This is a genomic window from Vreelandella subterranea (assembly GCF_900111305.1).
GTDB lineage: Bacteria > Pseudomonadota > Gammaproteobacteria > Pseudomonadales > Halomonadaceae > Vreelandella > Vreelandella subterranea.
In genome coordinates this window covers 46,541-71,747 of record NZ_FOGS01000009.1, presented here as the reverse complement: position 1 = coordinate 71,747, position 25,207 = coordinate 46,541, and the positions used below count along the sequence as shown (strand labels likewise).

The 25,207-nt window shown below is 57.0% G+C and carries 21 protein-coding genes; 4 read left to right on the top strand and 17 right to left on the bottom strand.

The window, feature by feature from the left end; genetic code table 11:
- The first annotated feature begins 5 nt into the window (after window positions 1–5).
- Window positions 6–950, top strand: coding sequence for a PA2778 family cysteine peptidase (locus BMX75_RS13500; RefSeq protein ID WP_092828767.1), 945 nt, complete (start codon window positions 6–8; stop codon window positions 948–950).
- A 62-nt stretch (window positions 951–1,012) separates the two neighbouring features.
- On the opposite strand, the gene nqrM is transcribed toward BMX75_RS13500, so the two are convergent.
- From nqrM to BMX75_RS13460, 8 genes are all read right to left on the bottom strand, one after another.
- Window positions 1,013–1,267 carry a (Na+)-NQR maturation NqrM gene (nqrM, locus tag BMX75_RS13495; RefSeq protein ID WP_066315197.1) on the bottom strand — a complete coding sequence of 85 codons (255 nt, stop codon included), beginning with the start codon at window positions 1,265–1,267 and terminating at the stop codon, window positions 1,013–1,015.
- A 129-nt stretch (window positions 1,268–1,396) separates the two neighbouring features.
- Window positions 1,397–2,629 (bottom strand): NADH:ubiquinone reductase (Na(+)-transporting) subunit F, encoded by a 1,233-nt coding sequence (nqrF, locus tag BMX75_RS13490; RefSeq protein ID WP_092828765.1) that lies wholly within the window; start codon window positions 2,627–2,629, stop codon window positions 1,397–1,399.
- 73 nt (window positions 2,630–2,702) lie between these two features.
- Window positions 2,703–3,320: an NADH:ubiquinone reductase (Na(+)-transporting) subunit E gene (gene nqrE / locus BMX75_RS13485; protein ID WP_092828763.1), complete on the bottom strand. Its 618-nt coding sequence runs from the start codon at window positions 3,318–3,320 to the stop codon at window positions 2,703–2,705.
- A gap of 1 nt (window position 3,321) precedes the next feature.
- Window positions 3,322–3,990, bottom strand: coding sequence for an NADH:ubiquinone reductase (Na(+)-transporting) subunit D (locus BMX75_RS13480; protein WP_092828761.1), 669 nt, complete (start codon window positions 3,988–3,990; stop codon window positions 3,322–3,324).
- Between the two features lie 2 nt (window positions 3,991–3,992).
- Entirely contained in the window at window positions 3,993–4,814 is an 822-nt protein-coding gene (locus tag BMX75_RS13475) for a Na(+)-translocating NADH-quinone reductase subunit C (protein WP_092828759.1), read from the bottom strand.
- Entirely contained in the window at window positions 4,814–6,040 is a 1,227-nt protein-coding gene (locus tag BMX75_RS13470) for an NADH:ubiquinone reductase (Na(+)-transporting) subunit B (RefSeq protein ID WP_092828757.1), read from the bottom strand. The genes BMX75_RS13475 and BMX75_RS13470 overlap by 1 nt, the downstream gene beginning before the upstream one ends.
- Window positions 6,040–7,389, bottom strand: coding sequence for a Na(+)-translocating NADH-quinone reductase subunit A (locus tag BMX75_RS13465; protein ID WP_092828755.1), 1,350 nt, complete (start codon window positions 7,387–7,389; stop codon window positions 6,040–6,042). Before BMX75_RS13465 ends, BMX75_RS13470 begins: the two co-directional genes overlap by 1 nt.
- A 298-nt stretch (window positions 7,390–7,687) precedes the next feature.
- On the bottom strand, window positions 7,688–9,151 hold the full coding sequence (locus BMX75_RS13460; RefSeq protein WP_092828753.1) for a glyceraldehyde-3-phosphate dehydrogenase: 1,464 nt from the start codon (window positions 9,149–9,151) through the stop codon (window positions 7,688–7,690).
- Between the two features lie 198 nt (window positions 9,152–9,349).
- On the opposite strand from BMX75_RS13460, the gene mfd reads away from it, so the two are divergent.
- Both mfd and BMX75_RS13450 read left to right on the top strand, forming a co-directional pair.
- Complete coding sequence (gene mfd, locus BMX75_RS13455; protein ID WP_175474739.1) at window positions 9,350–12,799, top strand: transcription-repair coupling factor; 3,450 nt, start codon at window positions 9,350–9,352, stop codon at window positions 12,797–12,799.
- Window positions 12,800–12,867: 68 nt separating this feature from the next.
- Complete coding sequence (locus tag BMX75_RS13450) at window positions 12,868–14,022, top strand: L,D-transpeptidase family protein (protein WP_092828749.1); 1,155 nt, start codon at window positions 12,868–12,870, stop codon at window positions 14,020–14,022.
- A gap of 113 nt (window positions 14,023–14,135) precedes the next feature.
- Here BMX75_RS13450 and BMX75_RS13445 read toward each other — a convergent pair whose 3' ends face one another.
- The 6 genes from BMX75_RS13445 to BMX75_RS13420 form a co-directional block, all read right to left on the bottom strand.
- Window positions 14,136–14,399 carry an Lpp/OprI family alanine-zipper lipoprotein gene (locus tag BMX75_RS13445; RefSeq protein ID WP_066315164.1) on the bottom strand — a complete coding sequence of 88 codons (264 nt, stop codon included), beginning with the start codon at window positions 14,397–14,399 and terminating at the stop codon, window positions 14,136–14,138.
- A gap of 212 nt (window positions 14,400–14,611) precedes the next feature.
- Complete coding sequence (locus BMX75_RS13440; RefSeq protein ID WP_092828747.1) at window positions 14,612–15,244, bottom strand: L,D-transpeptidase family protein; 633 nt, start codon at window positions 15,242–15,244, stop codon at window positions 14,612–14,614.
- A 40-nt stretch (window positions 15,245–15,284) separates the two neighbouring features.
- Window positions 15,285–15,749, bottom strand: a complete 465-nt coding sequence (locus BMX75_RS13435) for a hypothetical protein (protein WP_092828745.1) — start codon at window positions 15,747–15,749, stop codon at window positions 15,285–15,287.
- Between the two features lie 82 nt (window positions 15,750–15,831).
- On the bottom strand, window positions 15,832–16,293 hold the full coding sequence (locus tag BMX75_RS13430) for a DUF6586 family protein (RefSeq protein ID WP_092828743.1): 462 nt from the start codon (window positions 16,291–16,293) through the stop codon (window positions 15,832–15,834).
- Window positions 16,290–18,920, bottom strand: a complete 2,631-nt coding sequence (topA, locus tag BMX75_RS13425; RefSeq protein ID WP_092828741.1) for a type I DNA topoisomerase — start codon at window positions 18,918–18,920, stop codon at window positions 16,290–16,292. The genes BMX75_RS13430 and topA overlap by 4 nt, the downstream gene beginning before the upstream one ends.
- Before the next feature lie 302 nt (window positions 18,921–19,222).
- Window positions 19,223–21,577: a DUF3141 domain-containing protein gene (locus BMX75_RS13420; protein WP_092828739.1), complete on the bottom strand. Its 2,355-nt coding sequence runs from the start codon at window positions 21,575–21,577 to the stop codon at window positions 19,223–19,225.
- A gap of 293 nt (window positions 21,578–21,870) precedes the next feature.
- On the opposite strand from BMX75_RS13420, the gene lipA reads away from it, so the two are divergent.
- Window positions 21,871–22,926 (top strand): lipoyl synthase, encoded by a 1,056-nt coding sequence (lipA, locus tag BMX75_RS13415; protein WP_066315151.1) that lies wholly within the window; start codon window positions 21,871–21,873, stop codon window positions 22,924–22,926.
- Window positions 22,927–22,946: 20 nt separating this feature from the next.
- Here the strand turns inward: lipA and lipB are convergent, their stop codons facing one another.
- The 3 genes from lipB to BMX75_RS13400 are packed head-to-tail and all read right to left on the bottom strand — an operon-like array spanning window position 22,947 to window position 25,184.
- Window positions 22,947–23,615 (bottom strand): lipoyl(octanoyl) transferase LipB, encoded by a 669-nt coding sequence (gene lipB / locus BMX75_RS13410; RefSeq protein WP_092828737.1) that lies wholly within the window; start codon window positions 23,613–23,615, stop codon window positions 22,947–22,949.
- On the bottom strand, window positions 23,615–23,926 hold the full coding sequence (locus tag BMX75_RS13405; protein ID WP_092828735.1) for an HP0495 family protein: 312 nt from the start codon (window positions 23,924–23,926) through the stop codon (window positions 23,615–23,617). The genes lipB and BMX75_RS13405 overlap by 1 nt, the downstream gene beginning before the upstream one ends.
- A 58-nt stretch (window positions 23,927–23,984) precedes the next feature.
- On the bottom strand, window positions 23,985–25,184 hold the full coding sequence (locus BMX75_RS13400; protein ID WP_092828733.1) for a D-alanyl-D-alanine carboxypeptidase family protein: 1,200 nt from the start codon (window positions 25,182–25,184) through the stop codon (window positions 23,985–23,987).
- Window positions 25,185–25,207: the final 23 nt, after the last annotated feature.

Here is a 25,207-nt window from a genome sequence, read left to right as displayed (position 1 = left end):
TCTTCATGAACACTATCTACTGCTTTCAAAACGCCCGCCTCGCGGGCGTTTTCATCTTGGTACTGTTACTCACTGCTTGCGCCAGCGCGCCGCAGCTGCGCGATAGCACTGAGCAGCGCCTGCCCCGCCAAAGCGAGATCAGCGACGTCCCCTTTTACGCCCAGACCGAGTACCAGTGCGGCCCTGCAGCGCTGGCCATGGTCCTGAACCATCAGGGAGTCGATACCGACGTCGAGACGCTTATTCCCCAGGTATTCATTCCTGGCCGCGAAGGCAGTGTCCAACCGGAAATGCTGGCCACCGTGCGTCGTCATGAGCGTATTGCCTATCCCATTCGCGGCAGCTTCGACGACCTGTTGGGGCATCTGGCTGGCGGGGACCCGGTGCTGGTCATGCAGAACCTGTCACTAGCGGCATTTCCCATGTGGCATTACGCGGTGGCGATTGGCTACGATCTGGATGACGATACCCTGATACTGCGCAGTGGCGAAATCGAACGGCATACCCTGTCTTTCAGCCGCTTTGATGCCACCTGGGCAAGAACCGATCGCTGGGGATTTGTGGTGGCCAAGCCTGGCACCCTGCCCGAGGGCATTACCGCACGCAACGCGATCAATGCGATCAGCGCCTACGAGGAAGCGCACGGCCCTGAAGCCACGCTGGGCAGTTGGCAGGCAATGACGGAGCGTTACCCCAATAATGCGATTGGTCAGTTCGGCCTGGCGAATGCCTATTACGCCAACCAGCAGCCGGACAAAGCGCTCAGCGCCTTCCAGGCAGCCGCTCAGCGTGATCCGCAGATGGGCGCAGCGTGGCTGAATATCGGGCTGTTGCAGCTGCAGAGGGACCAGCCGGAGGCGGCTAGAGAAGCCCTCAGCAAAGCGGCGGCCATCGAAGGCAGCTGGCAGGAGCGTGCTCAGGAAGTGCTGGAAAATCAGTTGGGCAGATAACTGAAAACGCCGCGGCAAAGCCACGGCGTTTTGGGAAATCCATCAATCTTGTGAGTCGGAAATTAACGGCGGGAAGCGTTGTAGCCGAGATCGGCGCCACGGCTTTCATCGCTGCGGCGACGTGCGCTACCGCGTTTACGGTTCTCTTCCTCGCACACCTTGTCTTTACCGCCGCAGATATCGCAGCCGTCTTTCATGCCGATTTGATTCAAGCCGCCACAGGAACCCGCAATGGGCTTGCGTCCCATGATGACGCCCACGGCCATGACCGTCATTACCAGGGCCATGAACCCGAAAACCAGTAGCCAGATAGCCATAATTACCTCCTCTCACGATGGGCCTTACCAGTAGACAACAACAAGTTCCGTTAGTGCCTGATATTCCACAACGCGAAAATAAAGGGGGCCAGCCAGTGGCCAGCCCCGCAATTGCCCTTGGGCATGCTATTAACCGCCGAAATCATCCAGCATGATGTTTTCCGGCTCAACTCCCAGATCAAGCAGCAGCTTGATGCACGAGGCGTTCATCATGGGCGGCCCACACATGTAGTACTCGCAATCTTCCGGCGCGGGGTGGTCCTTCAGATAGTTTTCATACAACACGTTGTGAATGAAGCCCGTCGGTCCTTCCCAGTTATCTTCGGGTAGCGGGTCTGACAACGCCAGATGCCATTCGAAGTTCGGGAATTCTTCCGCCAACTGGTCGTATTCTTCATTGTAGAAGGTTTCACGCCATGAACGTGCACCGTACCAGAATGAAATTTTACGATCGGTTTTCAACCGCTTGAGCTGGTCGAAAATATGGCTGCGCATCGGCGCCATGCCCGCACCACCGCCGATAAAGATCATTTCGGCGTCGGTATCCTTGGCAAAGAACTCACCGAACGGCCCCATCACGGTCACCTTGTCGCCCGGCTTCAGGCTAAAGACATAGGTGGACATCAAGCCGGGGGGATGGCTGGTGCCGGGAGGCGGCGTCGCGATACGGATGTTGAACTTGAGGATACCCTTTTCATCGGGGTAGTTCGCCATTGAGTAAGCGCGAATGACTTCCTCGTTGTTCTTGTGGGAAACGTCGAACAAGCCGAATTTTTCCCAGTCGCCACGGTATTCCTCTTCGATATCAAAATCAGAGAACTTGATATCGTAGGGCGGCGCTACCAACTGCACATAACCACCGGCGCGGAAGGCGACTTCTTCGCCTTCCGGCAGCTTCAGGTTCAGCTCTTTGATGAAGGTGGCAACGTTGGGGTTATCGATAACTTCGCATTCCCACTTCTTGACGCCAAACACCTCCTCAGGCACTTCAATCTTCATGTCCTGCTTGACGGGCACCTGGCAGGAAAGACGCCAGCCTTCCTTCTTCTCGCGCATGGTGAAGTGCGACTCTTCGGTCGGCAGTATAGAACCACCGCCTGTCTCTACACGGCACTTGCACTGGGCACAGGAACCACCGCCGCCACAGGCCGAGGAAAGGAAAATACCGTTGGCGGCCAGGGTGTTCAGTAGTTTGCCTCCGGCCTGGGTCGTCAAGGTATGTTCAGGGTCATCGTTGACCTCAATGGTCACGTCCCCACTACTCACAAGCTTGCTTCGCGCTGCCAGAATGATCGCCGTTAAGCTGATAACGATGACCGTAAACATGACAACACCGAGCAAGATGACAGTTGTATCAACCATGTCGGTTTCCTATTGCTGAAGGGTTTTCTTTGCCCCGACGATGCGTATGCACCGTCGGGAAAACCGGCTCCGATTAAAGCTGAATACCTGAGAAGGACATAAAGCCCAACGACATCAGCCCTACGGTGATAAAGGTGATACCCAGGCCCTGCAAGCCCGCCGGTACATCGCTGTACTTGAGCTTTTCGCGGATACCTGCCAGGGCAGCGATCGCCAGCGCCCAGCCAGTACCAGCGCCAAACCCGTATACAATCGACTCACCAAAGTTATAGCTACGCTCAACCATGAACAGTACGCCACCGAGAATGGCGCAGTTCACCGTGATCAGCGGCAGGAAAACCCCCAGCGCGTTGTAGAGCGTAGGCACATACTTGTCCAGGAACATTTCCATGATCTGAACAAGTGCCGCAATAACCCCGATGTAGCTGAGCAGCCCGAGGAATGACAGGTCGATGTTTTCAGCACCACTGATGCCGGTCCAGGTCAGTGCACCCTCTTGAAGCAGGAAGGTGAATACCAGGTTGTTGACCGGCACGGTGACGGTCAGTACGACAATAACGGCAATACCCAGGCCGATCGCGGAGGATACCTTCTTGGACACGGCCAAAAAGGTACACATGCCGAGGAAGAAGGCCAACGCCATGTTTTCAACGAAGACCGATGCAACAAAAAGGCTTAGATAATGTTCCATGTTACACGGCCTCCTTCGGTTGAGTATTTTCCTTCATCTTGAACTCGTTCTCTTCAACCTGCTCCGGGTTGAGTGAACGCAGCACCCAAATCAGCAAGCCGATGATGAAGAACGCGGAAGGCGGAAGCAGCAGCAAACCGTTAGCCACGTACCAGCCCCCGTCCTGAACGGTAGGCAATACTGTGAAGCCAAACACGCTGCCAGACCCCAGCAATTCACGGAAAAAGCCGACGACCATCAGCACAAAGCCGTAACCCAGACCGTTACCGATACCGTCCAGGAAGGACATGCCGGGCGTGTTGGACATTGCAAAGCCTTCCGCACGCCCCATGACGATGCAGTTGGTGATGATCAGACCGACGAACACCGAAAGCTGTTTGGACATTTCATACGCATAGGCTTTCAGTATCTGGTCCACCACGATTACCAGCGATGCAATGATGGTCATCTGGACAATGATACGTATTGAAGACGGAATATGATTACGGATCAGCGAAACGAACAGATTCGACAGGGCGCAAACAAAGATAACAGCGAGTGCCATCACCAAAGAAACGCTCATGCTGGTCGTTACCGCGAGTGCCGAACAGATCCCCAGTATCTGTAGCGCAATGGGGTTGTTCTTGAAAATCGGCGCTGTCAAAACGCCTTTTGCATTTACGTCCGCCATGATTAGGCCCCCTCAACGTCTTCGAAGTTGGTATCGGTGTCTTCGGCGTCTTCCGGGTCAGTACCGCTGCGGAATTTCGCCAAATACGGACCGAAGCCTTCCTCGCTTAACCAGAATTGCAGCATGTTGGTCACGCCGTTACTGGTCAGCGTAGCGCCAGATAGCGCATCCACTTCGTATTCGTTACTCGCGCCGCCTTTGGTCAGGTGGATTTCCGGCGAGAGGTCGCCCTCTTCGTCGTAAATCCGTTTACCTTCCCACTGGGCCTGCCAGCGCGGGTTGTTAACCTCGGCACCCAGGCCAGGTGTTTCACTGTGCTCGTAGTAAGTGATACTGACAATGGTATTGCCGTCACCCTCTACAGAGATGAAGCCACGCATAAGGCCCCAAAGGCCCTGGCCACGAATCGGCAGCACAATCTGTTCCGGATCGTTTTCATCACCAATCAGATACACCGTGGAGTAGTTTTCTACCCGACTTAGACCCGCAATATCCTTTTCACCTGAGAGTGTACGACCAGTGGCCGGATCCCGAGCGGCTTCAAAGTTGTTGAAGGTATTCGGATCGAACTCATCGGTGTACTCACCGGATTCCATCTCAACAACACGGGCCGTAATTTGGTTGCTGAATGTTGCTTCAACATCCATGCCCGGTTCGTAGAGTTTGGCCACGTTAAGAATGTTGGTCTTGCGGTCCAGTTCCTGGTTCAACTGCTGGGCGGGGCGCAATGCCACCGCCGCCGTCGAGACAATGACGGAGCACACGATACACAGTGCAAACGCCACTATCAGAATCTTCTTGATCGAGTTGTTACCTTGTGCCATTAGGCGGTCTCCTCGGCCGGTACGCCCGTGCGCTTGACGCGACGCTTGATGTTGGCCTGCACGAAGTAGTGATCAATCAGCGGGGCAAAGAGGTTGGCGAATAGAATCGCCAGCATGATGCCTTCCGGGAAAGCCGGATTTACCACGCGGATCAATACGGTCATCACGCCGATCAAGGCACCGAACACCAGACGGCCCTGGTTGGTCATGGAGGCAGAGACCGGGTCGGTCGCCATGAACACCATGCCAAAGGCAAATCCGCCAATCACCAGATGCCAGTACCACGGCATGGCAAACATCGGATTGGTGTCAGACCCCATCAGATTGAACAACGTGCTGGTGATGACCATACCCAGGAAGACGCCCAGCATGATTCGCCAACTGGCAATCCCGGTCCACAGCAGGACAGCGGCGCCAATAAAGATCGCCAGCGTGGACACCTCACCGACCGAACCCGGTACAAAGCCGAGGAAAGCGTCCCACCAGGTGAAGGTATCAGCCAGCGACCCCATGCCTTCCTGGAAGGCCAGCGACAGCGCCGTGGCGCCCGTGTAGCCATCGGCTGCCACCCAGACAGCATCGCCGGAAATTTGTGCCGGATAGGCAAAGTACAGGAATGCCCTGCCGGTCAGTGCGGGGTTCAGGAAGTTTTTCCCGGTACCACCGAAAATTTCCTTGCCGATGACCACGCCGAAGGTGATACCCAGCGCCACCTGCCAGAGCGGAATCGTCGCCGGCAGAATCAGGGCGAACAGCACGGATGTGACGAAGAAGCCTTCATTGACCTCGTGGCCGCGCTTGATGGCAAAGAGCACTTCCCAGAAACCACCGACGGCGAAGGTCACCAGGTAGATGGGCAGAAAGTAGGTTGCCCCCAGCACGAAGTTGGCCCACAGGCTGCTCGGGTCGTGCCCGCCTGCCAGGGTCATCATGATGGCCTCGCGCCAGCCGTCCATCGATGCATAGCCTGCATCGATCGCCGTATTGGCCTGCCAGCCCGCGTTCCACATACCAAAGAACATCGCCGGGAAGGTACACATCCAGACGGTGATCATGATGCGCTTGAGGTCGATACCATCGCGCACGTGGGCGGTGGTCTTGGCCACGCTGGGGGGTGAGTAGAAAATCGTGTCTACGGCTTCATAAAGCGGGTAAAACTTCTCGTACTTACCACCTTTATGGAAGTGCGGCTCGATGTTATCGAGTGTTTGTCGAATACCCATCATCAGGCCTCTTTCTCGATCATGGTGAGATTGTCACGCAGAATGGGACCGTACTCGTATTTGCCGGGGCAAACATAGGTACACAGGGCAAGGTCCTCTTCGTCCAGCTCCAGACACCCCAATTGCATGGCAACCTCAATGTCGCCCACGATCAGCGAACGCAACAGCTGCGTCGGCATAATATCCAGGGGCATCACGGTTTCATAGACGCCAATTGGCACCATGGCACGTTCTGACCCATTAGTCGACGTGGTGGGGGCGTAGTTGCTCAGGCCCTTGATCTTGGAAAGGTAAATACCCAGTACGGAATGGCGGTTAGCGCCTGGCGACAACCAGCCCATGAAAGAGCGCTTGTTGCCTTCTTCAAGCAAACTGATTTGATTGTCGAAGCGTCCCAGATAGGTCAGCTTTCCTTCAGCAGCAAATCCCGAGAAGACTGATCCTGAAATCATGCGGGTGTCTTCCGGTTGGATGACATCTCCCGCCAGGAGTTCCTCAATGCTCGCGCCCACACGGGTGCGCACCAAACGCGGATTCTCGGCACGCGGACCGCCAATCGCGATCACGCGGTTTACATCCAGCTTACCTTCGGCAAACAATTTGCCAAACGCAATGACGTCCTGATACCCAATGTGCCATACCTTTTTATGCAGGGCGACGGGCGACAGGTAATGAATATGCGTGCCGACCAGGCCTGCAGGATGTGGCCCTGCAAAGCTTTCAGTGGTAACACCCTCGACATCACCGCCGGGAACAGAGGCGTTAGCGCCCTTACAGAGGAAAACGTTGCCCTCGGTCAGGCGGGTTAGCACCTTGAGGCCGTCTTCAAATGCTTGTGTGTTCTCGTTGATGATCAACGCCGGATCAGCGCTGAGCGGATGGGTATCCACAGCCGTAACAAAAATATCGGCAGGCGTGCTGTCAATCGCCGGCGTCCGCGAGAAAGGACGCGTCCGTAACGCGGTCCAGAGCCCGGACTCTACCAGTTGATCAACCACGACCTGACGATCGAGCTGACCTAACGAGGCACGTTCATGAGAAGCAAAGCTCACCGCCTCTTCCTGTTCGTCAACTTTGATCACGACAGATAACAGGCGACGCTTTTCGCCACGGTTTATTGCAATCACTTCACCGGAGGCGGGTGCGGTGAAGCGCACGCCATCAATTTTCTTGTCGGTGAAGAGCAGTTGGCCCAGTTTGACCTTATCCCCTTCCTGAACTTCCATTGTCGGCTTCATGCCAACGTAGTCAGTACCCAGGATTGCCACGTGGCGCACAGGACGCGCATCTTCAATACGCTGCTCGGGCGCTCCCGTGATGGGGAGATCCAGGCCTTTTTTGACTTCGATCATAGTCTCGCCCAGTTGATGGATCGGATATACGAAGGTAAGGGGTTCGAATGCTTATTTTCTGCTCAGTGAATTTTTGTTATCTGTTCAGATTGTTACCAGTCAGGCTCAAGCAGCACTTGAACCACCCCGAAAAATCTATCGTATTATAAAGACAACCGGGCCTAATGACTACATCAACTGGGGTCGCCTAAAGTGCTATAGACGCCCTCATTTCAAGATTTTTTATTCCGTTCGCCTACAAAAACGCCACCTCATGGTGGCGTTTATCGATTAATGATTATCAGTCAGACTGAGCATACTAACTTGCTTGCTGGGGGAGCTTTAGAAAGCTGACGTTCGACATCTGCTGAAGAATGCGAATCACCTGGCAGCTATAACCAAATTCGTTGTCGTACCACACATAAACAACGGCATGATGACCGTTGGCAATGGTGGCCTTGGCATCCACAATCCCGGCGTGCCGGTTGCCCACAAAATCGGACGAGACCACCTCAGGCGAATCCACGAAGTCGATTTGCTTCTGGTAGGCCGAGTCAATCGACATACGCCGCAGGTAGTCGTTCAAGGCGTCGACGTCGGTCGTCTTGTCGAGCGTCAGGTTCAGGATCGCCATGGACACATTGGGAATGGGTACGCGGATCGCGTTCCCCGTCAGCTTGCCTTCAAGCTCCGGCAATGCTTTCGCCACCGCCTTGGCCGCCCCGGTTTCGGTCAACACCATATTGAGGGCGGCACTGCGCCCGCGCCGGTCGCCCTTGTGATAGTTATCGATCAGGTTCTGGTCGTTGGTATAGGCATGGACGGTCTCAACATGGCCGTTAACGACGCCGTACTCGTCGTTGAGCGCCTTGAGCACCGGCACGATGGCATTGGTGGTACAGGAGGCTGCCGACACGATACGGTCCTGCTCGGTAATCGACTCATGGTTGATGCCATAGACAATATTCTTGATATCGCCTTTACCCGGTGCCGTCAGCAATGCCTTGGAAGCGCCCTGGCATGCGACATGTTGACCCAGGCCCGCCTCGTCACGCCATATCCCGGTGTTATCGACGATCACCGCGTTGTTGATGCCGTAATCCGTATAGTCAATATCACTGGGGTTATCGGCATAAATTACCTGCACCACGTTACCGTTGACCGTCAATGTGCGCGCCTCAGCGTCAACGGCAATGGTGCCTTCAAAAGGTCCGTGAACCGAATCACGGCGTAACAGACTGGCCCGCTTCTCCAGATCCTTCGCCACATCGCCACGCCCGCGCACGACGATCGCCCGTAGCTGCAGCAGATTGCCGCCACCGGCTTTTTCGATCAGTACCCGCGCCAGTAAACGGCCAATACGACCAAACCCGTAAAGCACGACGTCCTTGGGCTCACCCTTGCTGCCACCCGGCTGGTAACCGTCGACGATCTGGTGCAGTTCCTTGCGCAGGAAGGTCTCGACATCGCCACCGCCCTGCCGTTTCAGCATCACGGCCAGCTTGCCGACATCTACGTGGGCAGGCCCAAGGTTCAACTCGCACAGCGTTTTGACAATCGGAAAGGTGTCTTCCACCGACAGCTCAGTCCCTTCGATTTTGCGCACAAAACGATGGTCCTTGAGAATGCGGATGACCGACTGATTGATCAACGAACGCCCGTACATGGTCGCCACAACATTATGCTGACGGTACAGACGGCCGACCAATGGGATCATCTGCTCCGCCAGAGCTTCGTTGCTTTGCCATTCCTGAAAAACGTTATCGAGCGTTTGCTGACTCACGTGCGGCCTCATTAAGTAATGAATAATTTTCAAGTGTATTATCCGTAGCCACTGAATGAGCCGCAATGCCTGGATAGTCGCAGACGATGTAGGGGGATTACATAAACGGCGGTTTGACTACAAGCGGGCTGCTTCTGCCTGAAAGCATTGATCGTGTATGATCTAGGCTCCGTTTCAGCGCAGAACGACACCTTTATTATGCCCACGTTTTCTCTACTTGCTCCGCCCCAGCCCGAGGGCGTGCGCGATACACTCTATTGGACATCGCCCCCCGGTAGCGCGTCGGCGCTTGCCCTGGCACGCCTGGCCGCCGACGCCCCCTTGCTGGTGATCACGCCAAGCACCGCCAGCGCCCAGCGCCTCGAGCAGGACCTGTCGTTTTATAGCGATGTCCCGGTATTGCCCTTCCCTGACTGGGAAACGCTGCCCTATGACAGCTTTTCACCCCACCAGGATATCGTCTCCGCTCGACTGCGCACACTGCGCCAGCTTCAGGACGGGGTACGCGGGCTCGTTCTGGTGCCTATCAATACGCTGATGCAGCGCTTACCGCCCGTTGACTACATCGCCGGGCGTGTCCTGACCCTGACTGTCGGCGACAAACTCGACCGCGAGCCGTTTCGCGAGGCACTCTCACGAGCGGGCTACCGGGCAGTGGAAACCGTCTATGAGCCGGGCGAATACGCCATGCGCGGGGCCTTGATCGACCTGTTTGCCATGGGCATGGACGCCCCCATCCGGATTGATCTGTTCGACGATGAAATCGATACCCTGCGTCATTTTGACCCGGGCAGCCAGCGCTCAACCGACAAGCTCGACCGGATCGAACTGCTGCCGGCCCATGAATACTCGCTGAGCCGCTCATCGATTGCCTGCTTCCGCGAGCAGTTCGAGACGCTTTTCGATGTCGATCCGCGCCAGTGCCCGCTGTACAACGATGCCCTCAAAGGCATTCCCTCGCCGGGGCTGGAACACTACCTCCCCCTGTTTTTTGAGCAAACGGCCTCGCTGTTTGACCACTTGACTAAGGATACCCGGGTCGCCCTGCTGCCGGGTGTCTATGCGGCTGCCGAACAGCACTGGCAGGCCATCGAAAGCCGCTATGCCAACCTGGGGGTCGACCCAACACGACCGCTTTTGCCGCCACACCGTGCATTCTTTCCGGTCAGCGATGTCTTTTCGGCCATCAAGCAGCGCCCACGGGTTGAACTAAGTGACGACCCGGAACAGCGGCACGCCCTGACGCCCGAAGCCAGGCCATTGCCAACGGTGGCGATCGACTCCCGGGCCAAACGGCCACTGAACGACTTTGCCAATTTCCTCGAGCACGAGCAGGATTCACGCGTGCTGCTGGTTGCCGAGTCACGCGGACGACGCGAAGCCCTTGAAGACGTGCTGGCACCATTGTCGCTGAAACTGCCGCACGTTGACGGGTTTAAAGACTTCCTTGCCAGTGACCAGCACATCGCCATCACCGAGGGGCTGATTGACAGCGGACTCTGGCTGACCGACCCGCCGCTTGCCGTCATCAGCGAGACAGAACTGTTCGGCGATGTGGTCCGCCAGAGTCGGCGCCGTGAGAAGGCCACCGACGATAATGAATTTGCCGTTCGCCACCTCTCAGAACTGCGCAAGGGTGCACCCGTGGTCCACCAGGCCCACGGCGTAGGCCGTTACATCGGCCTGGAAGCGCTTGAGGCTGGCGGTCAGGCCAATGAATTCTTGGCACTGGAGTATGCCGACGGCGCCAAACTTTATGTGCCGGTGGATAGCCTTCACCTGATCTCGCGCTACAGCGGCGCCGACGATGAGCTGGCCCCGCTGCACAAGCTGGGCTCGGACCAATGGGAAAAAGCCCGCAAGAAAGCCGCCGAGAAAATTCGCGACACCGCCGCTGAATTACTGGATGTCTATGCCCGTCGCGAAGCGCAGCAGGGCGTGGTGTATGAAGCACCGGGTGATGAATACGCGCGTTTCGCGGGCAGCTTCCCGTTTGAAGAAACCGCCGATCAACAAGCCGCCATTGAAGCCGTCATCGACGATATGACATCGCCGCAACCCATGGACCGGGTCGTCTGCGGCGACGTGGGCTTCGGCAAGACCGAGGTTGCCATGCGCGCCGCCTTTCTGGCGGTTCAGTCGGGCCGCCAGGTGGTGGTGCTGGTCCCTACCACCCTGCTGGCCCGTCAGCATTTTGAGAACTTCCGCGACCGGTTTGCCGACACCGCGGTCAATATCGGCCTCATTTCGCGCTTTACCCACGGCAAGGAGATGAAAAAGACGCTGGACGATATCAAGAACGGCCAGACCGACATCGTGATCGGCACCCACAAGCTACTCGGGAATAACGTTGAGCTGCCCAAGATGGGCCTGTTGATCATCGATGAAGAACACCGCTTTGGCGTCGCCCAGAAAGAAAAGCTCAAAACCCTGCGCGCCCAGATCGATATCCTGACATTGACGGCCACGCCTATTCCCCGGACGCTCAACATGGCGATGAGCGGCATTCGTGACCTGTCGATCATCGCGACACCGCCGCCCCGTCGCCTATCGGTCAAAACCTTTGTTCAGCAACATCAGGACGGCGTTATCAAAGAGGCGCTGCTGCGTGAAATACTGCGTGGTGGCCAGGTCTACTTTCTGCACAATGAAGTCAAGACCATTGAGAATACCGCCGAGCGTATTCGTTCCTTGATCCCTGAGGCCCGCGTCGCCGTTGCCCATGGCCAGCTCCCCGAACGTAACCTCGAACGGGTCATGTCCGATTTCTACCACCGCCGCTTCAACGTGCTTGTCTGCTCGACCATCATTGAAACCGGCATCGACGTACCCAGTGCCAATACCATCATCATTGAACGCGCCGACAAGTTTGGCCTGGCACAGCTTCACCAACTGCGCGGGCGTGTGGGCCGCAGCCACCACCAGGCTTACGCTTACCTGCTCACTCCGACGCCCAAGGCCATGACCCGGGATGCCGTCAAGCGTCTGGAGGCGATCAGCGCCTCGGATGACCTGGGCGCGGGCTTCACCCTGGCGAGCCACGACATGGAAATCCGCGGCGCAGGCGAGCTGCTCGGTGATGAACAGAGTGGGCAAATGGAAACCATCGGCTACACTCTCTATATGGAAATGCTCGACCGCGCCGTGAAAGCCATTCGTGCCGGCAAGACCCCAAATATCGATGCCCCCTTCGATAGCGGCGTTGAAATCAGCCTTAACCTGCCTGCACTGATTCCTGATGACTACATCCATGACGTCCAGCAGCGGCTGGTCATGTACAAACGCATTGCCAACACCCAAAGCGACGCCGAGCTTAAAGAATTGCAGGTAGAACTGATTGACCGCTTTGGCTTATTGCCAGCGCCGCTAAAGCACCTGATACGCCAAACGCGACTACGCCAGCGAGCCGAGCAACTTGGCATCAAGCGGTTAGAGGCCGGTGAGAAGCGCGGCCGGATTATCTTTGACGCCCACACTCAGGTGGACCCCTACACTCTGGTCACGCTTATTCAAAGCTCGCCGCAGCACTACCGCCTGGACGGTTCGGATACATTACGCTTTGAACTTGACATGGAAAAAGTTGACCAGCGGTTCGAACATATCGAGTCACTGTTAACCACACTCAATCAAAAAGTGGCGGCAGCCTGACGGTTGCGGCAAACTGGACCTGTTGTCATCGCCTGCATTAGCGATGAATTCACTGATTAGGATGACTCATGAACATTCGGCATACTTTTTTTCGCTGGGGCCCTACCAGCCTTGCGGTTCTGCTGACGGCAAGCCTTTCATCGCCGGTGATGGCTCAGCCTGCCGACAACGAGCAGGCCAACCAGAACACGCCCGAACTGAGCGACACCGCCATTGAAAGCGCCGAGCTCGCCGCATTGGGGGGGCCTAACCATCTGCCCCGGGGTGAATTCTACATTCCCGATGAAGGAGACGTGATTGGCGAAACCTACACCGTCACCGTCGATAACCATGAAGACACGCTTATCGATGTAGCCCGGCGACACAACATTGGCTATGAAGAAATTCGCATGGCCAATCCTGATGTCAGCATCTGGGTGCCTGGCGAAGGCACCGAGGTGGTTATTCCATCCCGCTACATACTGCCGCCGGTAGAACGCGAAGGCATCGTGATCAACCTGTCCGAGTTGCGGCTTTACTACTACCCCGCTGACAAGCCGGGCATCGTCGAGACCTATCCGGTGAGCGTAGGCCGCGAGGAATTCGCGACGCCAGTGGGCAAGACCAAGACCACCGTCAAGGTTAAAGACCCGGCCTGGTCACCTCCCGCTTCCATGCGACGCGAAGCCGCCGAACGGGGTGAACCCGCCCCCTCTATCGTGCCCCCCGGCCCAGATAACCCGTTGGGACGACATGCCATCCTGCTGGGACTCCCCAGCTACCTGATCCACGGCACCAACCGGCCTGACGGTGTCGGCATGCGCGTTAGTCGAGGCTGTATCCGCATGTACCCGGAGGATATCGAGTCTCTATACGAGCGCGTCCCCAGCGGCACCCCGGTGAACTTGATAGACGCCCCTTTCAAGGCCGGCTGGGCGTCTGACGGCACCCTGTTTGTGCAGTCTTACCCGCAGTTGGAAGAAAACATGGAAGACTTTGAACCGCTGCTGGAAGCTCTCAAGCGCGTCTCGGAGTTGACCGAAGACAATATTCCGGTGGATTATTCCCAGGTCAGACGTGCGGTTGAGTCGCCCAACGGCCAGTTTATCGCCCTGTACGGACCCCAGGCACCCGCTGCCGAGCCGAATCAGCCAGCAGCCGAAGAGGAAGCCGCCCCCCTTGAGCAAGGCATCTTTGATAAAATCGAGCTAACCGAAACCCAGGGCGACGATAAAGAAGCGTAAACATATGCGCCCCATAGCCCCTGAATAACCAGCAACAAAAAACCCCGCCGAAGCGGGGTTTTTCATATGCCAAATGGTTGCGAAAGCTTGGCTCTCGCAACCGCTAAGTCATATTACTTCTGCATAGAGCGCTCGAACATGCGCTCCATTTCTGCACGGTTCTGCTCAGACATCTGCAGGGCAGCTTGCGCGTCGCGCTGAGCCTGGTTTGCAGTGTTCAGAGCTTGAGAAGCCGTGCTACGTGCTTCAGCGGCGTCAGCTTGTGCTGATTCGGCTGTCATGCGTACTTCTTCGAGCGCACCAGTAGAGGCACAACCGGCCAGAATGGCCAATGAAGCAGCAGCAGCAGACATCTTCAGAGTCGTCTTGAAAGTCATCGTGTTCTCCTTGAATCTTCCTTGGGTACAACGTTAATGGTATGACAAACATAAGCCTACGAGATGGGCCTAAATTTGTCTACCTGCGGTGCAGGTTCTTGACCGTGACTTGTGCCGCGAAGCACGTAAGTCAAACGCTGTTTTATTACAATCCACAGCGGATGTCTATAGCCACGTATTTAAAACCTCAAACTTCCTTCTACAACACCAGCTTAGCGGATCACTACGCGAGTGCCAACCTTGACAAGTTCAGCCAGGCGCTCAATTTGCGAATTAGTGACGGCCACACAGCCCTGGGTCCAGTTATAGCGGTCATGAATATCGGGATCTGCCTCCCCCAGTCCATGAATGCCAATGGCCCCACCGAGCACGGTATTCTGGGGTGGCTGCCGGTGTCGGCGATAATAATCAAAATAGGCATCATAATCCGCCTGGGAATAGATACCCTGCTGCAGAGCCATCCGAGCGTGAGCGGGGGTCGGATAATCGACTCCCATGAAAATATGCCATTTGCTGTCGTGATTGAAGCGGTAAACCCGGAATTCGCCCAGAGGGGTGGTGTTATCACCACGCAGTCGCTGCGTCCTGGCACCACCACGGCCGAGTGAGACAGGATGAAATTCCTCTACCACTGTATACCCGCGAAACACGGTCAGTGTTGATGCTTTATCATCGACCAGCACCCATTGTTCATAGGGCTCACGGGGCGATGCGGCACGTTCAAGCTGGTTGGCAACCAGGTCGGGATAGACTTCGGACGACAGAGTGACGCTGGCCGCTGCATTGGCAGCGACTGGCCAACCAAGGGCCAGGGCCAGAAAACGACGACGAGTTACCGGCTTCATTCAATACTCTCATCAAGATGGAGGTCAAGGCGATACAGCGCTAGACGCCCTGCAGCTCTTCAATACCTGCCACGATGCGACGAAGTTCGGCATTATGGCCTTCCGCCAGGGCGTTAAAAAATTCAGCTTCCGGTTCGATCACCGCCCGATTGACCCGGTGGCGGTAGAGCGCCTCAAGGGTACGATGCGCTTCAACAGCCGATTCCATGACCGAGTCGATGGAGTTGCCAACGGGCTTATCGGCCAATTCCTCCAGTTGCGGCGGCTGTGGAAAGTCATTGGGATCGTCAAACCATGTATCCAGCACATCGCGCTTTTCATGTGACTCATCGAAGATAGCACGCAAGCCTGCCTGCATGCGCGTTTCATGGTTCGCCAGATAACTGAGCACCATCTGCAGTCTTTCGCTTTCGGCAGCATCGGCTTTGGCGCGGTACTGTTCGGCTAGACGCCCATGGTAGGCTTCGACCCAGACAATCAAATCTTTTACTTGGTTGTAGCGCATTGTTTCTCCCTTCCTACATCGCGGCTTCATAGAGCAACGCGGTCTAGTTAACTTCCCATTACCACTTTTATGACCACTCTGATTACCACTCTTGACTGGTTTCGCGCAGCGCGGCGACCTCTCGCTTGGCCGACTCGAGATGGGTCTGAAGCTGCTCGCGCAAGCTGGCTTGATCGCCGACCGCGATCATCCCGGGCTGGGAAGCTCGGCGCTTGGCCACGCCTTCACTGCTGTGCAGTTTATCCAGCTGCCCCACCAGCCAGTTTAGCCAAGAATCCGGATGGTGAGCCAGGTCGCGCAGGCGCTGAAGCTCGGCCATCGCCGGCCCTTCCTCAGACAACAGGTAGCGCCAATCGTGCTGCGTCAGACGAGCGTGCTCTGTTACTTCGCGCAGCAACGACGTAAGCGCCAGCTCAAAGAGGGCAAGCGCACCCTCTTCCTGCGCCATACCTCTCGCCACGGCATGCTCGTCATCGGCGTTGGCTGAGGTCGCCAGCAGTTCAGCCTGATAGAGCAACTGATTGGTACGCGAACGATCACTCATTTTTTGCGCTTATCCTCCACCTGCCATTTGCCGCCTTCAAAGGTCGCTTTCCAGCCTGTCGCCTTGCCATCCTCGTCGGTCATCACGTACTGCTCTTTGAACTTGCGCGAATAGCGGATCTGCGCAGGTCGTCCGTCAGGGTCTTCGCTGGGCGCCTTGAGGATGAAATGATACTTCTCAGGCAGCTCATCGGCATGGGCCTTGAGCTCTTTGACAAGCGGCGGGCGCGTTTCACGGTTTTTGGGAAACTTGCTCGCTGCCAGAAAGAGCCCACTGGCACCGTCACGCAGTACGTAATGATCATCGACTTTCTGGCAGGCCAGTTCCGGCATATCGATGGGGTCCATCTTCGGCGGTGCCACTTCGCCACTCTTCAACAGCTTGCGGGTATTTTTACATTCACTGTTGGTACAACCAAAATACTTGCCAAAGCGCCCTGACTTCAGCTGCATGTCCGCACCGCACTTATCGCATTCGATAAGCGGCCCGTCATAGCCCTTGATCTTGAACTTGCCGGTTTCAACCTCATAGCCTTCGCAATCCGGGCTATTGCCACAGATATGCAGCTTACGGGTCTCATCGATCAGGTAGTTATCCATCGCCGTGCTGCAGATCGGGCAGCGGCGCTTGGCACGCAGCGCGTCGGTTTCCGCTTCTTCTCCCGCGTCAGCCGCCACGGCTTCTTCACCGGGAATCAGGTCGATGGTGGTTTTACAGCGTTCTTTGGGCGGCAGGTTATAACCACTGCAGCCGAGGAACACGCCTGTCGAGGCGGTACGTATCTGCATATGACGACCGCAGGCGGGGCAGTCGATATCGGTGGGCACCGGTTGGTTGGGGCGCATGCCGTCTTCGCTTTCAGCCTGGACCAGCTCTTCCCGGAATTCTTCATAGAAGGCATCCAGCAAGGCCTGCCAGTTACGCTCACCTTCGGCGACTTCGTCCAGGCTGTCTTCCATGCGGGCGGTAAACGAAAAGTCCATCAGGTCAGGGAAGGACTCCTTTAGACGCTCCGTCACGATATCGCCGAGTTTTTCGGCGTAGAACCGGCGACTCTCGAGCTTTACGTAGCCGCGATCCTGGATCGTCGAGATGATCGAGGCATAGGTAGACGGACGCCCGATACCCTGCTTTTCCAGCTCCTTGACCAGACTTGCCTCGGTGTAGCGTGCGGGCGGCTTGGTAAAATGCTGCTGCGGGTCAAGGGCCTCGAGCGACATGGGCGTGCCGATGGGCAGATCCGGCAGGCGCTGGTCTTCATTCTTTCCACTGGGTTTCATTACCCGCGTGTAGCCGTCGAACTTCAGCACACGCCCCTTGGCACGCAGCTCATAGCCGTCAACGTCGATACTCAGCGTGCTGGAAAGGTACTCGGCGGGGGTCATCTGACAGGCCACGAACTGACGCCAGATAAGCTCGTAGAGACGCTCGGCATCCCGCTCCATGCCCACCAGATCGGTCGCCTGACGGTCAACGCTCGACGGGCGAATGGCCTCGTGGGCCTCCTGCGCGCTTTCCTTGCTGGTATAGCGGTTGGCTTCCTTGGGCAAATAACGCGGCCCGTATTCTTCACCGATAAAGGTCCGTACGTTGTCCACCGCATCTTTCGAAAGATTGGTCGAATCGGTACGCATGTAGGTGATATAGCCCGCCTCGTAAAGACGCTGGGCCATGGTCATGGTCTTTTTGACCGAGAACCCCAGCCGTCCGCTGGCCGCCTGCTGCAATGTCGAGGTGATAAAAGGCGCTGTCGGCTTCGAGCTGGTGGGCTTGTCTTCCCGCGAGGTGATCGAAAGCGACGCACTTCTGAGCCGCTCGATACGCGCCAGCGTGTCCTTTTCAGACGTTGGGCGGAAGGCCTTGCCGTCCTGACGGGCCAGCACGAAGCGCACCTGCTCGCCGTCCGGCGAGGCAAGGTCAGCGTGCACATCCCAGAACTCTTCGGGAATGAAGGCGCGTATTTCCCGCTCGCGCTCGACGATCAAGCGCACGGCAACCGACTGCACGCGCCCCGCCGAGAGCCCCCGGGCGATCTTGGCCCAGAGCAACGGCGACAGCATGAAGCCCACCACACGATCAAGAAAACGTCTGGCCTGCTGGGCTTCAACCCGTGGAATATTCAGCGCCCCAGGGGCTTTAAAAGCGTCCTGAATGGCGTTTTTGGTGATTTCGTTGAACACTACGCGCTTGTAGCGGCTGTCGTCCCCGCCGATGGTTTCGCGCAAGTGCCAGGCGATGGCTTCCCCTTCGCGGTCCAAATCCGTTGCCAGATAAACGGCATCGGCCTTCTCGGCCAGCTTCTTGAGTTCGGCAACGACTTTTTCCTTGCCGGGAAGCACTTCGTAATGCGCTTTCCAGCCGTTATTGGGGTCGATGCCCATCCGCCGTATCAGCTGGTCCTGCGCCTTGCGCTTCTTATATTCGGCTTTATCGTCCGCCGACATTTTACGTGTAGCCGCGGCTTGGCGAGCGCGCTCCTTGGGGTCAGAGGCTGTCTTACCCGAGCCGCTGGTCGGCAGGTCACGGATGTGACCCACGCTCGACTTTACGATGAAATCGTTGCCGAGGTATTTATTGATCGTCTTCGCCTTGGCGGGCGACTCGACGATGACCAGTGACTTACCCATAGTGCTCCACTTTCTGAGTGCACACGCTGAGGTGCGATGAATACGTTGCCGCAACAGCCATCAAAACCGTGCGGGCGAAAAAATGCGCCTACCCTACCCCAGCCCATAACGAAGCGCCAGTGGTGAGCACGAGGATGTCGTCGACCCGATGATGAAGAACACCACATTTTTCAACTAATTTGTAGCTAGACACTAGACTGCCGATTGCGCAACGGCAACCCAAAAATCAACGCCACGCCAGGCGGCCCCCAACGCAAACGCCCCTGCCGTTGGGCAGGGGCGTATGGCACTCCATTGAACCGCTATTGCTTAGGCGGCGATTTACGCCTTGGCGTCGTCGACTTCTTGGCATTGGCAGTCGGTGTCTTGTCCGGTGCCGCCTGGGGAGCCTGCTTTGGCGTCTGTGGACTTGATGCAACGGCTTTTTCAACAGGCCGGGCCTGATTAAACAACTCACTGACCTGCGCAAAGCGCGATGCGGCATGCTCAGAGAGCTCGCCACTGGCTGACAGAACATCCTCCAGATGCGAAAGATGGGCATCGATCTCGTCGTTGGTCTGGCCCTCGAGCAGCGTAGGCAGCGTGTTGAGCGCCTGCTCCCGATCCAGTTTCAGGATAAAGAACTGTTCACGCACCAGGCGCTTGAAGTCGCTTAAGTTGGCGCCGGGCTCCAGTGCCGCTCGGGAAGCACGCAGCCGCTTGAAGTTGCGCTCGTCCGTCGCGGGTGCGCCGCCCAGTACGTAAATAACAGCACGCATGACCGCTTCGTGAGGCCCGCCCTGGGCAATCTTGGCGAGCAGCTCGTTCTCGCGCTGCTCCAGGAAGCGGCGGTGTTCCGGCTCGTCACCGGGGCGACGGCGGTGCACGTGAGCGTCACCGTAGAGCCCAACGGCGGCCTGTAGCAGGGGTTGGCCGTAGATATCCATGAAGAGTCGCTCGGTGGCGCCGTCACGGGCATCGCGCCAGGCATTGAGGCCTGTCACGATCTGGTCAGAGGCCATGGTTTCAAAAGCCTTGAAGAGGTTGTCCTTGTCCACCGGATGACGGGACTGACGCACCTGCTCGGCCATTACGGGCAGCGGCACACTCATCGGATTACGGTCAGAAAGCAGCTTGTAGCCCAACCGAATGGGGTGCATACGACGTATCCAACGTGCGGCTTCAGGTGTCATGACCGCCTGCAGCCAGGGCTGCATATAAAGCCGGTACAGCCCAAGATTGATTTCGGAAATACGCGCCACGGTGGCGAAACGCCGGTCATCTTCGGGCTTGTGCATGACTTCACGGTCTAATTCTTCAAAATCCCGTGGCGAGAACTCGAGCAGATAGTCCCGCTCGAGGCTTTCGCCATCGTGGCGGTCATCGGCGTGCGTAATCGTGGTTTCGTACAGCCCCGGCGGCATCACATCGATATAATCCATGTTGGCCGTGAACTCGGTATGCTCCTTGCGCGACACGCTGCTCGACACGAAGATACCCAGGTGCCCGGTTGTATCATGCTGGCAATAAACAATGGTTTGTTCATTGGCAATGATATCTTTTTCATCTTCGTATAAATCGCGGATCCAACCCAGGGCCTGAGGCGGCGGCGTGATATCGTCCCCCCGCGAACAGAACACCACCACCGGAGAACGCACATTGCGCAAATCGATGCGACGGCCATCGCGAGTAACCAGCTGGGCAGTTGAGAGCCGATTGCCGACGAACAGGTTATCGACGATATATTGAATCTCTTCGCCACCGAGGACTACGTGGCCGCCCCACCAGCGCTCGAACTCGAGGTAGCGGTTTGACTCGGTATCGATGTTGGCAAACAGGTGATACTGCTTCTTCCAATAGGTATTCGCCGGGTTGAGACGTTCGAAATTCTGCACCAGCCAGGCGCCGTCGAACAGGCCGTTACCCAGATCGCTGGTCATGGCGGTTATCCAGCTACCGCCGGTCATGCCACCGCTATATCGCATGGGGGCCTTGCCATGCTCGCCTGCCCAATACGAAAGCGGCGCACCGGCGATGAGAATCGGGCCGAACACCTCAGGTTCCAGGGCCGCCGCCATCATGATCTGCCAGCCCGCCTGGCAATTGCCGACCACCATGGGCTTCTCGCTGGTTTCGGGATGGCGCTCGATCACATGACGCAGAAACGCCACCTCGGACTCGACCACATCTTCAACCGTTTGTCCGGGCTCGGGAAACGGCAGGAAGCCGATGAAGTAGCATGGATGGCCTGCTTTCAACGCGACGCCAAGCTCGCTGTCGGGCTTGAAACCACCGATACCGGGTCCATGGCCGGCACGCGGATCGACCACCACAAAAGGACGGCTTGCCGGATCCGTTTCAATGCCTTCCGGCGGTATCACGCGCAGCAGTTCATAGTTGGTGGGCTGCGGCAAGGTGCGTCCATCCACCAGCACTTCGGTGTCAAACCCGAGCACGCTGGGTTTGGTCTGTTCCATGTGTGCCAGGTATTGATTCCCACGCTCGCGCATCACGTCCAGGTAAAGCACGCTACGCTCAACGCTATCTCGCCAGTAATCAAAAGCGGCGCGGCCAAACCCGAAAGGATCGAACAGTGTGGTCATGGCATCACCGACAGATGCCGTCGCTTTATCCTGGTGGGTAGGAGTCGGCAACAGAGGGTTAGCGAAGAAATTCATAGAGTCTCCCATTGGGTTGATGCGGTAGCACCGAACCCGAAAGCAATGATGCTGCAACGCAATATAGTTTAGGCCTTTCCCCGCATCACGTCGATGCCTAACGCCAACCCATTGGTATAATCTATTAACGACGTGCCGTCCGTCGGCAACAGGTATCCAGCCTGCGGTGTCATGCAAAAGCCAACCTATGTTACATTATGGCTTACTACCTACGTATCAATCGGCATGCAGTCGGACATGGCTTACATCGCCGCATGACCTTGCCTGCCGCCCAGTAGAGAGGCTCTCTCGCTATGAGCAATAACACCTCGCCACGTGTCCCAAGCGGTGAAAAATTCCGCAATGAACACGGCATGACGGTGATTAAAGATGGCATGAAGCAGCGCAAAGCAGACGCCGATGCCCCTTCTCTGGATCGCAAGCCCAAATGGCTTCGCGCTCAAATCCCTGGTGGCGAGCGCTTCGAGGCGGTCAAGAAGAATGTTGCCACCCACCGGCTCAGCACTGTCTGCGCTGAATCCCACTGCCCCAACATGGGCGAGTGCTGGAGCAACGGCACGGCGACGATCATGCTGATGGGGTCGGTATGCACCCGCGCCTGCCGTTTCTGCGCGGTCGATACCGGTAATCCGAAAGGCTGGCTCGACCATGAGGAGCCAGACAACACGGCAAAATCCGTCGAGCTGATGGGCCTGCGCTATATCGTGCTTACCTCGGTAGACCGCGACGACCTGGACGACGGTGGCGCCAGCCACTACGCCAATTGCATTCGCGCCATCAAGGCACGCACCCCTCACGTCGTGGTTGAAGCACTGACGCCGGATTTCGACGGGGTGCCAGCGGCCATCGAGCAAGTGGCCGATTCAGGGCTGGAAGTCTTTGCCCAAAACGTCGAAACGGTTGAACGCTTGACCAGCCGCGTCCGTGACCCGCGTGCGGGCTACCGCAAGACCCTGGACGTCCTGGCCCACGCCAAACGCTATCGCCCTGACGTGATCACCAAAACCAGCTTGATGCTCGGCCTGGGTGAAACCGACGAGGAAATTCTCAAGACATTCGACGACCTGCGCGAAATCGGCGTCGATATCGTGACCTTGGGACAATATTTGCGTCCGACCAAGAATCATCTGCCAGTGGAGCGCTGGGTAACGCCTGAAGAGTTCGACCGCTACCGCGAAATCGGGCTTGAGAAAGGCTTTATGGAAGTGCCATCGGGTCCGCTAGTACGCTCGAGCTACCGTGCCGACCGTGTGTTCGAGAAGAACAACCTGGGGCTGGCGTCGCCAGCGGCGGTACCCGGCCAGGAAGAGCCGGATCCCAATATCATACCGGCCCTCAATGTCGGCTAATCAGCCCCACGGCGCCACCGCTATGCAAGCAGCGGTGGCGGCTGTACGGCCGTTACCAGCGAACGGCTTAACTGAAAAGCCAGCGCCTCAGCCAACTGCTCGCCTACCCGGTGGTCGCTTGGCAAGGTCACCCAGTCGGCCAGGCGAGTCATCGGCATGCCCGCATAGCCACAGGGGTTGATGTAAGAAAAGGGCGTCAGGTCCCCGTCGACATTGAGCGCCACACCGTGAAAACTCGCTCCGCGGCGGATACGTAGCCCTAGCGACGCTATCTTGGCTTCCCCTGCATCACCCTTCACATAGACGCCCGGCGCATCGGGACGCGCTCTTGCCGACACACCGTAATCTGCCAGCACGCTAATCACCGCATTTTCAAGGGCGGTCACCAGCGTGCGCACGCCCAGCTTACCTCGCCGCACATCGAGCAACGGATACAACACCACCTGACCGGGGCCATGGTAGGTTACCTGCCCGCCCCGGTCGGTCTGCACGACCGGAATATCGCCCGGCATCAACAAATGCTCGGGCTTACCGGCCTGCCCCTGGGTAAATACCGGGTCGTGCTCAACCAGCCAGAATTGATCAGGCGTCTGTGGATCTCGATGATCCGTCAACGAACGCATGGCCTGCCAAACCGGCAGATAGGGCTTGCGGCCCAACACATGCAGTTCGATGGGCGGTGTCGTCATTACACCACCATATGCACGAGGCCGGTGGCCTTCAGCTCGTCGAACAACTGCTTCAGCTGTTGTTCACCGGTGGCCGTGATGGTGACCCTGACCGACTGGAAACGTCCGTTGCGACTATCAATGACTTGCATCGTCGTTTCATCAAAGCCTGGATCGTGCCGAACAATCACCTGGCAAACCCGGGCCGGGAAATCCTCGGTAGCGTCGCCCACTACTTTTAACGGATAGGGGCACGGGAAGCTGATCTTGGGCGCTTCTTGTGTCGCGGGCTGACGCAGATCGCGAAAGCTGTTTTGTCCACCTTTTGACATGAAAAACTCACTGATTTTGCAAAGGATATTGCTGCTTCAACGGCAAGACAGCCGACCATCAACCTGTAAAATTACTGATCAGATTAGAGAAAAAGCGGCGCACCTGATCGAACATCTGCTTGAAAAAGCCCCCCTCCTCAACGTCTTCCAATGCCACTAGCTGCCGCTCACCGACGACATCGTCACCCATGTGAATTTCGAGCGTGCCCACTTCGTCACCCACACTGAGCGGCGCCTGAAGCTCCGCATTGAGGTTGAGGCGGGCGCGCAACTCGTCATTGCGGTTACGCGGCAGTGTCATGGTGACAGCTTCATCGACCCCGACGCGAACCTCATTGATGTCGCCACCCCATACACGTGGCGTGGCCAGTACGGCACCACGCTCGTAAAGGCTCATGGTTTCAAAAAACCGGAAGCCGTAGCTGAGCAGCTTTTGGGTTTCCTGAGCGCGGGCCTCTTCAGAAGCAGTTCCCATGACCACGGAAATCAGCCGCATGTCATCGCGTTTGGCAGATGAGACCAGGCAGTAGCCCGCCTCGGAGGTCCACCCGGTTTTCAAGCCGTCGACCGTGGGGTCACGCCAAAGCAGGCGGTTCCGGTTAGGCTGGTCAATACCGGCATAAGTGAAATTACGCTCGGAGTAAATCGCGTAATGTTCAGGGTAATCGTTAACAATATGCTGCGTCAGTAGCGCCATATCGTGGGCAGACGAATAGTGATTCTCTCCCGGCAACCCCGTCGGGTTTTCAAAATGGGAATTTTCCATTCCCAATCGCGCAGCATGCTGGTTCATCAAATCGGCAAATGGTGCTTCACCACCCGCCAGGTGCTCAGCCACCGCCACGCTGGCATCGTTGCCCGACACAATGATGATGCCATGCAGCAGATCTTCAATAGCGACTTGCTCACCGACTTCGACGAACATTTTAGAGCCGCCCGTGCGCCATGCTTTTTCACTGATGCTTACCTGATCATCAAGGGCAATACTGCCCCGGTCCAGCTCACGCTCGACCAGATAGGCGGTCATTAACTTGGTCAAGCTGGCAGGCGGCAGACGCTCATCTGCATTATGCTGCGCCAGTATCTTGCCGCTATCGGCATCCATTAATATCCAAGAGCTGGCGGCCAGCTGCGGCGGTGCAGGAATGAGGGTTTGCGGCTGGGGTGCCTCTTGGGCTCCGGCTGCAGGGGCAACCACAATAGCTGCCGCCAATACACACAGCCGCGCAGAAGAAAACAAAGCACTAAAAACTTTCATGATGACATTCTCATTAACTTGAA